Raw genomic sequence first — 14,321 nt, 5'->3', positions numbered from 1 at the left:
CTAAAATGAAAAATACGGCACCAGCTTGTCTACAGTTTCTGCAGGCAGGATGGCTACCTTTTTTAAGTCTGCAAAACTACTGTAATTTCCGTGTTGTTTCCTATATTCTATAATTGCATTCACCTGTTTATACCGCAGGTATGGGTGTTGTCTCAGCGTTTCGAAGTCGGCCGTATTGATGTTGATCTTTCTTAACAGGCCTTCATCGATGCGGATCTGCGGCCTGATCTGTTCGTAGTGGACGCTGTCGATACCGAATACCTCCAGCAGTTGTTCTGGCTGTGCAAAGCCGCCAAGCCGTTCCCGGTACTTAAAGATCCTTCTGGCGAATGCCGGTCCGATGCCATTGATGGCTTGCATCCCAGTGGTGTCAAGGCCATTTAGCTCATATATTGTGGCTGTTTTCTTCGTGAATGTAGCATGGGCATAGGTTTGCTGAACGGGCTGCCGGTTGGTATCCCTGATCTGTACATAGGGCATAAGCAGCTCGTACAACTCCGGCCGGATGGTGTACATCTTTTTAAGATCTTCTGCTTTGCGGAACTTGCCACCCTTGCGCCTGTAGTTGATAATTGCGGTAGCCTGCTTAGGCGAAAGGCCAAAGCCCTCCCAACCTGCCTGATCCAGGGTGTTCGGGTCAAAAGCATGGAAGTTCAGTATTCTGCCGGGACGATCGCCTTTTGTGAAGGGCGGCTTTTTTGCCTCCACTTTGAAATGCTGGCCGAGCTTCATGCTTTTGATTTCAGCAAAGTCAGCTGGTTCCAGGGCATCTGGTTGGAGCCAGCGATATAACCTGGGCAAGGCCAAGAACAATATGATCAGGACAAAAAGCGTCAGAATTCCATTGAACTCCGCCTTTGTAAAATTAAAGTAGGTATTGATCCATTTCCGCATAGCTGTACAGTATAGCCCGGGTTTTAACATTATTAATCATATTTTTGAAAAAAGCTTTTAATACCATATTCATGAAGATCATTACCACACAGGAATTCGCGAAAGCCACGAAAATTGATAAACTCGGCGTACCAGGTTTAGCTAAATTGCTGATGGAGGTCATGAAACTCAATGACATCAATGAGGTGTTTTCTAAGAACCAGCATTTCGAAGGACTGGAGTTCGTAGACAAGATCCTGGAGACTATCGGCGTGAGCATCGAGTTTGATGAGCAGGACTTGAAGAACATTCCAAAGACTGGCGCTTTCATCGCAATAGCGAATCATCCTTACGGTGGTGTTGAAGGCCTTGCGCTGGTGAAGCTTTTATGCACGGTACGGCCGGAAGCTAAGGTGATGGTTAACTTTATCCTGAAGAAAATACCCAACCTGAGCGAGTTTTTCGTCGCTGTAAATCCTTTTGAAAACGTTCAGCATTCGTCCAGCATCAGCGGTATTAAGGCCACACTGGACCTGCTTAAAACAGGTACGCCTATCGGGATCTTCCCTGCTGGTGAGGTTTCCACCTTTTCATTGGAAAAACAGGAGATCACCGACCGGCTTTGGCATCCGGTGGTTGGCAAACTGATCGCCCGGGCTAAACTTCCAGTGGTGCCAATATATTTTCATGGCAACAATGGGGTGCTGTTTAATATCCTGAGCTTTATCCATCCGACGCTTCGTACGGCGAAGTTGCCTTCAGAGTTCCTGAATAAAAAAGGTTTAAAAATCAAAGTGCGCATTGGTAAGCCAATCGACATCAATGAGATCTCTTATAAAAATAACAGCAACAAGTTATTGGATTTCCTTCGGGCAAGGACCTATGCTTTAGGAACGGCATTGGAAGAAGAACGCAAGTTGTTTAATCCAATCGGGCTTTTTAAAATTCTGAAAACACCAAAGCCGATCATTGAGGAGACTTCTAAAGTGGCCATCAGCCAGGAAATCGGGCAGCTGGAAGACTTCAAAGTATGGACAGAAAAGAATTATGAGGTGTACATAGCACCGACTACCCATATTCCCAACATCCTTAGGGAGATCGGCCGTCTTCGGGAAATTACCTTCCGGGAAGTTGGTGAAGGTACCAATAAGAAGATCGATCTCGACAATTACGACATCTATTATCACCACCTGTTTATCTGGGATAAAGAAGCTCAAATGATTGTTGGTGCCTACCGCATTGGTAAGGGCGATCAGATCCTGGATACTTTCGGTCGCAGGGGCTTTTATCTTTCTGAGTTGTTTAAGATCAAAGAACCTTTTTACCCGTATTTAAGAAAAGGTATTGAGCTTGGCCGTTCCTGGATTAGAAAAGAGTACCAGCAGAAGCCTTTACCACTATACCTATTATGGAAAGGTATTTTGAAATACCTGTTAGACAATCCGCAGTACCGTTATATGTTTGGACCGGTGAGCATCAGTAATAACTTCTCCCAGTTTTCTAAATCGCTTATGGTTGATTTTATCACCAAGAACCACTTTGATTATGATCTTGCAACTTATGTGAAGCCCAAGAACAAGTTCAAAGCAGACCTAAGTCCGATTGATGCGCAACTTCTTGTGGATACCAGCGATAGTCTAAAGGATCTGGACAGCCTGATTTCGCAGATTGAAAAATCACATATTAAGATTCCAGTCATGTTAAGGCAGTACTTGAATCTGAATGCAAAGATCATTTGCTTTAACATCGATCCGAAGTTCGCGGATTGCCTTGATGGGTTTCTAGTGGTCGATATGCAGAATATCCCTGCAGAGATGCTGGAAAAGATTGGGAAGAATATGTAGCTATTAAGGCTGCCTGGATAAGATCATTTCTAAAGGGATTGAGAAACTCATGATTTGATCCTTTGTGAATCGCCACTCTGGTCTTTTTGGAGTTATATGCCAGCGCATTCTACCATCGCCAAGAAGCTCCATAGTACCTTCGCCTCTGAATTTGGTGGTGCCATCGGTGATAAAGAAGATCAGTTTTCCAGCTTGAATACTGCCAGCAGCAAGGTTAGATCTGGTGGTGTCATTTACTGAATTATACTTTTCAACTTCATTAATTTTATATTGGTACTGTCCAAGTAAAACCTCCATGGTATAATCCTTATTACCAGCAAAATCAACGACACGCTTATAAAGCTTAAGCTTAAAAAATTGGTTATTGTCTTTCCATTCCCATATACCCTCGTAAGGGGTAACATTTGCTGTCTCGATACGATCGCCTTTCTTGTAGGTTTTACCGTTGATCTCCATCGTCTGTGCATAGGAAGATATGGAGAGGAATAATATGAATAATGTGCGTAAAATCTTCATAATTGCTTTGATGATGGTCTGTGCTGGCTAGCATGAAAAAACGCGCAGGCCTTTCGGCGCTACGCGTTCTAGTTTTAGATTATTTAACACACAATGTTCTAGAATGAGGCACCTGAAGCGGCTGCTGATCCAGCTTTCACTGTAAAGTTTGGTGCTGTTAAGCTGTATGGTGTTGTTAGCAATGCGTCAGCAAAAGCCTTTTCAATGAACACATTATCTTTAGAAGTCAGGTAGGTTTTAAGAAGATCTACGTTAGCGAATGATGGTGTTGCACCGCTTGCCATCACTTCTTTACCTGCTTCATTCGCCTGGTAGATATTGTTCTTGATCAATGAGCTACCATCGGTTAATGCATCTCCTGTTTCTTTATCACGAATGTCGATACCATATCTGGCATTGATGAAAATAGAATTTGCCAACACCATTTTAGAACCTCTTCTCCATAGATTCGCATTTTCATGTTTACCATCGCTTGGTGTACCCGGACCGACTAAGGTAAGGTTTGAAATTACCGGACGTGTTCTTGGCTCAGTTGTAAACGCTTTTTCAGAGTTATCTGATTCAATGCCGTTAGATTGACCCGCCTGATCCGCTAATGCAGGATCGCGTTGCGCAACTAAGTATTGTAGTTTACCGGTATACCCATTATCAAAGTCAAATACATCATCGATATTGGCGATTGAAACAAGGTGTTTTGCATTTACTGTTCCACCGAACCATTCATATGAGTCATCTCCGCAGTAAGATACCTGTAGATAGTCAAGCGTGGTACCTCTACCAACGGATCCGAAAGTAATACCGTTGATTTCGTTACCTGGCACGAATGGAATACCAGGAAACTCTACACGAACATATTTAAGTACACCTGAGTTATCTTCATCGTTGCTGCCGCCATGTTTTCCGAAAGGCTCTGTGAAACCACCTTCAATTAGCCCTTCTCCACCAGGAATGTTGTTTTTAGCCTTTCCGAGGATTATTATTCCGCCCCAGTCACCCGGCGCCCTAGAACCTACAGCTTTGTTTGACGTAAATACGATTGGTTTAGATGCAGTACCTTCAGCCATGATTTTTCCACCTCTGGTAACTACTAGGGATGCTTTTGACCCCTCGTCACCGCGGATAATTGTTCCGGCAGGAATGGTTAGGGTTACGCCATCGGTAACATAAACAAATCCTTTTAACAGATAAACTTTAGAAGCATCAAGGGTTCTGTTGGCTGCTATTGTACCCTCAAGGGTTTCCGTTGTAGCAGGGTATACCGTAGTTTTAGGATCAAAGTTCGTCCAGTCTTTAGTCCAGTCTGTTGTTCCAAAAGCACCTTTATAAGCCACTTTATCAAAGAATGAATCTGCAAGAGATGCATCAGAGCCTGTAGGTGGAGTAACCGGATCAACAATTGGGTCAACAGTCGGATCGTCGCTTTTTGAACAGCTGCTCATCAGAGCGGTTCCTGCCATCATTGCGGCTATAAGACTAAGGTTAAATTTACTTTTCATGTTTGCTATTTTGTTTAATCAAAAGTAGGTCGGGTATGTTACCGGGATGTTAGTTAAGCGTTACCAATACCTTTGTTTGTTGTTAAATTAACATGAACAACTTGTCGGTAAACACAAACAGCTATAGCGTTTGTCGCCATAGCTGTTTGCAGGAATAGGTATTTATATTTACTTGATCCGGTAAGAAAAACCGATCGTAAGCGTGGAACCAAAGGTATCCGCGATATTCAACTTATCTGTACGTTTGTCATACGATGCATCAGGATCTGCACCTTTTGCCTTTTGATAATAGATTGCACGGTTGTTCAGGATATCACTATAGTTTAGCTTGATCTCAGCCCTCGATTTTGCAAAGCGTTTTGATAGCTGCAAATCAAGAACGTTCCTTGGATTTTCATAAATATCCGGATCGATCACATTACCAACAGCCCAGATGCGTTTTCCAATCCGGTTATATAGTAAACTTATCCCAGTCGAGTTTTCAACTTTTGAATTATACTGCAAACCTACATTAATCAAGTATGGAGATTGACCTTGCAGTGGGCGTTTACCAGTACTATTTATCGTTGTGGATACCTTCACTTCTGATTTCATATAGGAAGCATTTGCACTGAATGTGAAGTTCGCTAAATCTTCGCTGATCAGGTCTAATGGTCTTCTAAACTCCATCTCTACTCCGTATAGGGTGGCAGATTCGGAGTTTCCGTAGCCGAAGATCCTTCCGGTACTACCCAGCTCCAGCCGCTGTTCAATAGGCAAATCAAACTTTTTATAAAAGGTAGAAACGGAGAATACTTGTCCCGCAGATGGGTAAAGTGCATAGCCAAGATCCACATTGGTCGTTTTAGATTGCTTCAGATTTGGATTACCTACTACAGTTACGTTTTTGTTGAAATCATAAAAGCCAAAGGGTGCGATCTCCCTGAACTCCGGGCGACCTACGGTCTGTGAACCGGATAAACGCACACTTGCTTTTTCAGTTAAATTATATATCAGGTTAAGGGATGGCAACAGGTTAACATACGTGGTATCTACATTTATTTCAGTACCGGCATTATCTGCACTATTCAGCTTTTGATTGTAGGACTCCAACCTGGCACCTACACCTATCCTTAGTTTCTCGGTTACAAAACCATCAAACATGGCATAACCTGCATTCAGGAAAGAATTTGCGTCATAGACATCCGAACCGTTTGTGATGTCGCTTAACACATAACCATTTTCACGAATGTTTTGAGGTGCAAAGATCTGATCTTGCGGAAGGTTTAACAGATCTGCATCAAACTGGCCATTTCTTATAAATCCAAGTACCCTAGCAGCGAAGTCGCGCTTCCTGTATTGAGTAAAATAACCGAGTTTTATCTTGTTTTTCTCCTGTATCCACCTAACTGGAATGGTCAAGTCTAACGCTCCACCGTATAAGTTTTCATTCAGCTGGGAGTTGAAATCTCCAGCAAGCCTTGGATCTGCTTGCCCCGAGGAAGGAATACTTGCGCGGGTATACCCACCTTGACCGCTCTCCTGCTGATACTCCATTCTTTTGAAACCTGGTTCTTTACGATCCGTGTTTGCATAGTTCAGGTTCCAGTCAAGCTTAATCTTGCTCTTTTCAGACAGCTGGTGATTACCCGTAAGTTGTGTGGAGATTAAAGAGCGTTGAAGCAGATAATCTGCTGTTCTGAAGAATCCGCTTCCGGAATCATCGATACCTTCACGTGCAGTGAACTGGTTTTCCAATACGCGGTTATAGATATTCTTTAGCGCAATTTTATTTGTTCCCCAGGAATAGGCAAAGTTTGCCAATCCACCGATGTTTGTATTGTAGTTGAATACGTTGTCACTGAACCGATCACCGATGGCGTCTCCCATAAAGGCGATCTGCTCGCTTTTGCGTAAACGTTCATCATAACGGTAAGATAGTGATAGTACGGTTCCAAACTGGCTATCGTCTTTAAACCGCTTGCTGGTACCATAGTTTGCCTGAAAGATCGGGCCCAACACAGATTTCACGTTGTTATACCCCCAGTTATTAGGGAACTGTCTGGAAAGTGCCACACGTTCATTGAGGGGTAAGCTCAGGTACTGATTCTTCGAAGGGAAGTTTGCAGGTATTTCGCGGTCCTTGTTTGCAAAGCCAAACACCTCAGCACCGCCTCTTTCAGAACGCTGAAAGTCTTTGAATGCCGACTGGAAGTTATACGCTGTACCTAAAGAGAAGTTCAGGAACTTGGTATCCGGGAAATCTTTTGTGGTCACTTGCACAACACCACCAGAGAAATCTCCAGGGATATCCGCTGAAGCGGTTTTATTTACAACGATGGCATCGATAAGGTTAGAAGGTAGGATATCAAAGGAGAATGCTTTTTTATCAACCTCAGTATTAGGTAAAACGGCATTGTTCAGCATCGCTGAATTATAACGATCAGACAATCCCCGCACTACGATGAACTTATTGTCCTGGATACTCGCACCACTAACACGTTTCAATACCTCTGAGGTATTCTTATCAGGACTTCTTCTGATCAGTTCTGCAGAGATACCGCTGGAAATGTTGATGCTGGCCTTCTGGTTTGCATAAAGGTTGTTGACCGACTCCCGGTTAGCCTTGTAGGTAATTTTAACCTCTGACAGGTTATTCTCAGAGGATTCTTCAAGTACGACATTTAGCGGGGTAATGGTATTCTCTTTGATCTCCACGTCGGAGATGGTCTGTGTAACGTAACCAACATAAGATACTTCGAGGGTATATCGTCCGGTAGCTACACCAGCGATCAGGAACCGGCCTTCGATATCGGTAGATGCACCAATTTTGGTACCCGCAATTTTAACGGTTACACCGACCAGGGTTTCGCCGGTTTTCTTGTCTACTACCGTTCCGGAAATCTTTCCGATTGGGGCAGCGATACTGAAACTGCTGATGAAAAGAAGTAGAAGGGTTAATACGCTGCGCGTATAATTAACTTTTGCTTTCAATTTGCTTAATTTTAATTTAAAGCAAAAGTAGCTTGAGCTTGTTAGCTCAAAGTTAGCCTAGCATTACCATTCATTAAAGACTGTGTTAAGCTGATGTTAAATGTGCCTCTAACTAGTATCTGAGGCCGATTTTCTTACAGATGAAGTGTAAAAGCCAGATTGGGCCGATTAACAGAAATTTAACATCGTCCAGAAAGGAGGGTTTCTTCCCCTCCACCTTGTGCCCATAGAACTGTCCAACCCAGCTTAACACAAAGATTACCAGTGCTGATACCCACATGGCAGGGCCGCCACTCTGCTCCCATTTCTCCAGCATAACGATGAAAAAGCTCATGATAAACACTGCAATAAGCATGAAGTAAGACATTACCGGCGAAAGCTTGTAGTAATAATAGATGGCAAAAGCAATAAGGAAGGATGCCCAGTTTACAAAGCCATTGTACTTACCCAGGAATTCCAGTTGCGGAAAGGGTATCGCCCATACCAGCGCAAGCAGGCTGAACACGATCAGCGGAACGCAGATCCAGTGGATCAGTTTATTGGTTGGGTTTTGATGACTCTCTGCATACTTGTCGAAAAGTACATCAATTTCCCGTTTCTGAATTGCTTTTGCTGGTGTTTGCTTCTGGATCTTGGCCATGTGGTAAAAATAAAAAAAGCGGCAGATAAACTGCCGCTTTCCATGTATAAATTCGGTAAGATTAATCTGGCTGGTGTTGCAGGTTTAATCGCAACTGCCGCCGTCTAATCTATTATTCTATTTAGCGAATGATACGGAACGTGTCTCGCGAATTACCGTAACCTTGATCTGACCTGGGTAAGTCATCTCGGTTTGAATACGGTTCGAGATGTCTGCCGCAAGCAGTTCAGCTTGTTGGTCAGTTACACGCTCACTTTCTACCACTACCCTTAATTCACGTCCTGCCTGGATAGCGAATGTTTTTTCTACGCCAGGGTATGATAAGGCTAGCTCTTCAAGTTCTTTCAGACGTTTGATATAGCTTTCTACAACTTCACGTCTTGCTCCAGGGCGTGCACCAGAAATGGCATCACAAGCCTGAATAATTGGAGAGATCATAGAGGTCATCTCAATCTCGTCGTGGTGGGCACCAATGGCATTGCAAATCTCTGGGTGTTCTTTATATTTCTCTGCAAGCTGCATACCCAGGATCGCGTGAGGTAGTTCTGGATTATCATCAGGCACTTTACCGATATCGTGTAGTAGTCCTGCACGTTTTGCCATTTTAGCGTTTAAGCCAAGTTCTGCTGCCATCGTTGCACAGAAGTTTGCCACCTCACGGGAGTGATGTAACAGGTTCTGGCCGTAAGATGAACGGTAGCGCATACGACCTACCATACGGATCAACTCCGGGTGTAAGCCATGGATACCAAGGTCGATCACGGTACGTTCCCCGATCTCAACAATCTCGTCTTCGATCTGCTTTTTAGTTTTCGCAACAACCTCCTCAATACGCGCCGGGTGGATACGACCGTCCGTTACCAGGCGGTGTAATGCCAGACGGGCAATTTCTCTTCTTACCGGGTCAAATCCTGAAAGGATGATGGCTTCCGGGGTATCATCAACGATGATCTCGATACCGGTTGCAGCTTCCAGTGCACGGATGTTACGTCCTTCACGACCAATTACACGACCTTTGATTTCATCACTTTCAATATGGAATACAGAAACCGTGTTCTCAATTGCCGCTTCAACTGCTGTACGCTGAATGGTTTGAATTACGACTTTCTTGGCTTCTTTAGTTGCAGTAAGTTTAGCTTCATCTACAATATCTTTAACCTGAATCATGGCTTGTGCCCTTGCTTCAGTTTTCATGTTCTCTACAAGTTGATTTCTGGCTTCTTCAGCGCTCAGACCAGCGATGGTCTCCAGCTGCTTCACGTGCTGGGTTTTTAGGTGCTCTACCTCTTCCTGCTTCTTAACAGCAATGTCTGTTTGTTTTTCCAGGTTCTTTCTTTGATTATCAAGTTCCTGCTCTTTGCGATTCAGGTTCTCCAGCTTTTGGTTTAAAGACTGTTCTTTCTGCTTGATGGCGTTTTCACGCTGATTGATCTGGTTGTTTTTAGCATTTACTTCCTGCTCATGCTCGCCCTTCAGTTGAAGGAACTTCTCTTTGGCTTCAAGAAGCCTATCTTTTTTCATGATCTCCGCCTTAGTCTCGGCATCTTTCAAGATCTTTTTAACTTTCGTTTGTGCAGCAATTTCCTGCTTCTTCAGTAAACTCCTCAACAGGTATCGCCCTGTGATAATCCCGACTGCAAGGCCGGCGAGTATGTATCCTATTATTCCTACTATTTCCATTTTATTTATATATAAAAAAACCGTTATTAAAATTTAAATTTCTTGTACATACCATTAAAAGGAACAAGTCTGGCATGACTTCCACCCTTTAAAATTATAATAATGAAACTTAAAATTTAACAACGGTTAAATTTCTTTGCTAAAGTATAAAGAACGCCCTATTTTGAAAAGAAGTCGTTTAATAAATTATCCAACTCCTCTATTTTTTCAGTAACGGCTGTATCCTGATCCTGCACCTTCGATTCCACCCTTAAGGCGGCAGTTGCATAATGCAGCAATGCCATAGAGAGTAAATCCTGTTTATCTCTTACCGCATAGTTTTCCTGATAATCTTTGATACGTTCATTGATAACCTTGGCTGCACGCCTTACGATTTCCTCCTCTTCCGTAGCAACCTTTAAAGGATAGATACGGTCAGATATAGATATTTTAATCGAGATTTCTCCCATTTCTTAGCTTTGTTTCACTATTATGGTATGGCTCATTTCTTCAGTAATACAACACACTTGTCAATCTCCCGTACAAATTCATTGATCTTCTGTTTGATATCAAGCGACTTTTCGGAGGTTCCCTCCAGGCTTTTGGCAAGCTTTAAAACCCTCAGTTTCTCCTCCAGTTCTGCATTCTTGGTTCGTGAGCTTGTTAAAGCAGCTTTTACAGATTCATTCTCCTGTTTAAGCAGGTCATTTTCCTCCTGAAGCGCATTACACAACTCGATCAGGCGAGCTGTTTTATGTAGTACGGAATCTAATTGATCTGCTACCGTGGACATTTGTTATCTGTTAATCTAGCTGTAAAACCTTGCTAAAATAAAAAAATATATTATTTTCTTATCTCCGCTTTTGCTGTTTGGGCTAAGTTAGAAATAATCTTTTGCATAACCGCATCGATCTGCTTGTCGGTTAAGGTCTGATTATCATCCTGTAACGTAAAACTTAAAGCGTAAGATTTTTTCCCTTGGGGAATTTTATCCCCCATATAAACATCGAATACCTGAATGTTTTTGATCAGTTTCTTCTCTGTTTTATAGGCAATCCCTTTTAAGTCCTCAAAAGTCACGGCCAGATCTACGTACATAGAAAGGTCACGACGAACCGCAGGATACTTTGGTATATCCTTGTTGATGATTTTGTTTTTTCTAACCATATCCATCAGCAGTGCCCAGTCAAAGTCCGCATAGAATACGTCTTTGTCTACGTCGGCCGTTTTCCGGTCCTTTGCTGTTGCTGAACCGAAGGTCACGATGGTTTTGTCGCCACGGAAATACTTTAAGCCGTAAGCGAAGTTTTCATCAGCCACTTCCTCTATCTGGAAGTTGGTCAATCCTAACCGGCCCATTATGGCATCTACCGTTGATTTAATATGATAGAAGCTTACCGTACGTGGTTTTTGATTCCACTGCTCTGTTTGCAGGTTGCCAGAAACCAATATCAGTAGTCGTGGTCTTTCCACGTATTTCTCGTTGATCAGGTGGTAAGTTTTCCCGAATTCGTAGAACTTAAGGTCTGCGTTCTTGCGGTTCTGGTTATAGGCAACGCTTTCCAGTGCCGGCATAAGCAGGCTCTGACGCATCACGTTCAGGTCGGAACTCAGGGGATTTAAGATCTTTACCGCTTCTTCTTCATTTTTGGAATAAGCAGCCTTGGTTAACGAGTTGCACCAGATCTCCAGAAAACCGTTCGCCGTTAACATATCTGCGATGAAATGCCGTGTTTGCTCCCGGTTTGGTTTTACGCCATAAGACAAACTTGCATTTACCTTGGTTGGAATAGGAATGTTGTTGTATCCATAAATACGAAGTACCTCTTCGGTGACGTCACATTCCCTGGTTACATCAACTTTGTATGCAGGCACCTGAAGCTGCAGACCAGCTGCTGTCTCCGCAGCTACGCGCATACCTAGTGCTTCTATGATTTCCCTGATCTGTGTTTCCGGGATCTGAACGCCAATTAAAGATTGAATATTTTCGTAGCTTACTTCTACATCAAATGGCTTAACAGGATTCGGATATAGGTCACCCACCTGACTGCTGATGGTACCGCCACCAAGCTCCTGGATCAATAATGCCGCACGCTTTAATGCATATACCGTGATTTCAGGATCAGTACCACGCTCATAGCGGAAAGAAGAATCTGTTTTCAGTCCATGTCTTTTAGCAGTTTTACGTACGCTTACAGCATTGAAATAAGCACTTTCCAGGAAGATGTTTGTGGTCTGCTCTGTTACACCCGAGTTCTTACCGCCGTATACACCGGCAATCGTCATCGGACCTGCTTCATCACAGATCATCAGATCCTCAGCAGAGAGTTTACGTTCTACACCATCTAGGGTTACAAAGGGGGTGCCTTCCGCACACTTCTTAACGATTACACTTCCTTGAATTTGATCTGCATCAAACGCGTGTAACGGCTGACCAAGGTCATGAAGCACATAGTTCGTGATGTCTACGATATTGTTAATTGGCCTGATGCCGATTACTTTCAATCTATCCTGCAACCAGTCTGGTGATGGTTTTACCGTTACGCCAGAAATGGTCACACTGCTATAGCGTCGGCAGGCCGTTTGGTCTTCTACACTTACTGGAATGCTTAAAGATTCATTTGAAACGCTGAAAGCTTCCACCTCCGGCATTTTGATGGAGCTACGGAAGTAAGCCGCAAGGTCTCTGGCAACGCCTAAATGTGAGGCTGCATCGGCCCGGTTCGGTGTAAGTCCGATCTCAAACACAAAATCATCTTCCATTTGGAAATGATCCTTTGCAGCAATACCAATCGGCGTGTTTTCATCCAGCACCATAATGCCAGCATGCGAGCCACCCAATCCAATTTCATCTTCAGCACATAACATCCCTTCGGATACCTCACCACGGATCTTGGATTTGTTTATTTTAAAAGGTTCACCTTCATTCGGATAAACGGTTGTACCTACGGTTGCAACCACAACTTTCTGTCCTTCGCCAACATTGGGTGCTCCACAAACGATCTGTAGCAGTTCAGGGCCGCCAACATCAACAGTAGTTACGCGCAGGCGATCAGCATTCGGGTGTTGTACACAGGTCATCACCTTCCCGATCAGTAATCCTTCCAAGCCACCTACAATCGGCTGTACTTTATCTACGCTTTCAACCTCCAAACCAATGTCCGTTAAAATCAGGGATAGTTCCTGTGGAGTTTTATCTGTTTGGATGAATTGCTTAAGCCAGTTATATGAAATTTTCATGATATTACTCAGTATAAAGCGCAAAGATATAAAATTATGCTGTTGCTGTTCCATGAGGCATCAATTCCCTAGATCAAGCCCTCATCACAAAAGCTATAGTAGGAATGGTCTGCAAGGATCAGGTGATCTACCACGAGCAAGTCCAGCAGCTTGCCCGCTTCCACAAGCTTTTTGGTAAGCTTGATGTCTTCAGCACTTGGCTTAAGATTCCCCGAAGGATGATTATGTGCGAGGATAATGTACGCGGCCTGATGCTCCAGCGCGGTTTTAAAGATGATCTTGGGGTCTGCAACCGTGCCGGACTGCCCACCTTTACTAACCATGTGTTTGGACTTCACGTGATTTGCACGGTTCAGGAGCAGCATCCAGAACTCCTCATGATTGAGGTCTGCAAAGTCGGCATGGAGGTGCTGAAAGGCATCACGGGAGCTGCCAACTTTAACAACCTCCGCTTTGGCCATTTCCTTTCGCCTGCGACCGAGCTCCAGTGCTGCAACGATGGCAATTGCTTTGGCCTCCCCGATTCCCTTAAACTTAGACAATTCTTTGATGGAAGCCTTTCCAAAAGCATCGAGGTCATTTTGATAGGCTGTGAGCATACGCTTACTCAGGTCGACCGCAGTTTCTGTCCGGCTGCCCGAGCCAATTAAGATGGCTACCAGTTCCGCATCCGTTAATTGCCGCCTGCCATTAAGCATCAGCTTTTCTCTGGGCCGGTCAGCTTCGGCCCACATCTTAATTCCTAGTTTTTGTTCATAAAAATCCATAAACAAAAAAACGGGATAAGCAGCGCTTATCCCGTTCGGAATATTGTAAGTATATACTTAGCTTAAGCCATTAACAAATTTAGTTAACTTCGATTTGTTGTTCGCTGCTTTGTTCTTGTGAATAATGTTTTTCTTAGCTAAACGGTCTAACATAGAGATCACTTTAGGTAGTAATTCTTGACCAGATTTCTTATCTTCTGCAGCACGTAATCTCTTGATGAAAGTACGAGTTGTTTTTGCCTGATATCTGTTACGTAAACGCTTCGCTGCGTTTGCTCTTATTCTTTTTAAAGCTGATTTATGATTTGCCATT

At 43.5% G+C, this 14,321-nt stretch carries 12 protein-coding genes; 1 reads left to right on the top strand and 11 read right to left on the bottom strand.

The window, feature by feature from the left end:
* On the bottom strand, positions 1–894 hold the full coding sequence (locus tag AC5WJX_RS05475; RefSeq protein ID WP_494483687.1) for a ComEA family DNA-binding protein: 894 nt from the start codon (positions 892–894) through the stop codon (positions 1–3).
* A gap of 71 nt (positions 895–965) precedes the next feature.
* Here AC5WJX_RS05475 and AC5WJX_RS05470 point away from each other — a divergent pair, with 71 nt between their 5' ends.
* Positions 966–2,717 carry a bifunctional lysophospholipid acyltransferase family protein/GNAT family N-acetyltransferase gene (locus AC5WJX_RS05470; protein WP_494483686.1) on the top strand — a complete coding sequence of 584 codons (1,752 nt, stop codon included), beginning with the start codon at positions 966–968 and terminating at the stop codon, positions 2,715–2,717.
* Positions 2,718–2,720: 3 nt separating this feature from the next.
* Here AC5WJX_RS05470 and AC5WJX_RS05465 read toward each other — a convergent pair whose 3' ends face one another.
* From AC5WJX_RS05465 to rpsT, 10 genes are all read right to left on the bottom strand, one after another.
* Complete coding sequence (locus AC5WJX_RS05465) at positions 2,721–3,233, bottom strand: DUF6705 family protein (protein WP_494483685.1); 513 nt, start codon at positions 3,231–3,233, stop codon at positions 2,721–2,723.
* Positions 3,234–3,331: 98 nt separating this feature from the next.
* A complete protein-coding gene (locus tag AC5WJX_RS05460) occupies positions 3,332–4,729 on the bottom strand; it encodes a beta-helix domain-containing protein (RefSeq protein ID WP_494483684.1) in 1,398 nt (465 codons plus the stop codon).
* Between the two features lie 168 nt (positions 4,730–4,897).
* Complete coding sequence (locus tag AC5WJX_RS05455) at positions 4,898–7,702, bottom strand: TonB-dependent receptor (RefSeq protein ID WP_494483683.1); 2,805 nt, start codon at positions 7,700–7,702, stop codon at positions 4,898–4,900.
* 112 nt (positions 7,703–7,814) lie between these two features.
* Complete coding sequence (locus AC5WJX_RS05450) at positions 7,815–8,342, bottom strand: Mpo1 family 2-hydroxy fatty acid dioxygenase (protein ID WP_494483682.1); 528 nt, start codon at positions 8,340–8,342, stop codon at positions 7,815–7,817.
* A gap of 117 nt (positions 8,343–8,459) precedes the next feature.
* Entirely contained in the window at positions 8,460–10,022 is a 1,563-nt protein-coding gene (rny, locus tag AC5WJX_RS05445; protein ID WP_440427693.1) for a ribonuclease Y, read from the bottom strand.
* Positions 10,023–10,180: 158 nt separating this feature from the next.
* A complete protein-coding gene (locus tag AC5WJX_RS05440) occupies positions 10,181–10,471 on the bottom strand; it encodes a cell division protein ZapA (RefSeq protein WP_440427695.1) in 291 nt (96 codons plus the stop codon).
* A gap of 32 nt (positions 10,472–10,503) precedes the next feature.
* Positions 10,504–10,794 carry a coiled-coil domain-containing protein gene (locus AC5WJX_RS05435; protein WP_440427697.1) on the bottom strand — a complete coding sequence of 97 codons (291 nt, stop codon included), beginning with the start codon at positions 10,792–10,794 and terminating at the stop codon, positions 10,504–10,506.
* A gap of 50 nt (positions 10,795–10,844) precedes the next feature.
* On the bottom strand, positions 10,845–13,241 hold the full coding sequence (gene pheT, locus AC5WJX_RS05430; protein WP_494483681.1) for a phenylalanine--tRNA ligase subunit beta: 2,397 nt from the start codon (positions 13,239–13,241) through the stop codon (positions 10,845–10,847).
* Positions 13,242–13,309: 68 nt separating this feature from the next.
* Positions 13,310–14,008 carry a RadC family protein gene (gene radC / locus AC5WJX_RS05425; RefSeq protein ID WP_494483680.1) on the bottom strand — a complete coding sequence of 233 codons (699 nt, stop codon included), beginning with the start codon at positions 14,006–14,008 and terminating at the stop codon, positions 13,310–13,312.
* Between the two features lie 57 nt (positions 14,009–14,065).
* Positions 14,066–14,320, bottom strand: coding sequence for a 30S ribosomal protein S20 (rpsT, locus tag AC5WJX_RS05420; RefSeq protein WP_494483679.1), 255 nt, complete (start codon positions 14,318–14,320; stop codon positions 14,066–14,068).
* Position 14,321 lies beyond the last annotated feature (1 nt).

The organism is Pedobacter sp. NEAU-ZC8, from assembly GCF_059278965.1.
Note: the sequence above shows the minus strand (reverse complement) of the source record. Positions and strands in the feature narration are given on the sequence as shown.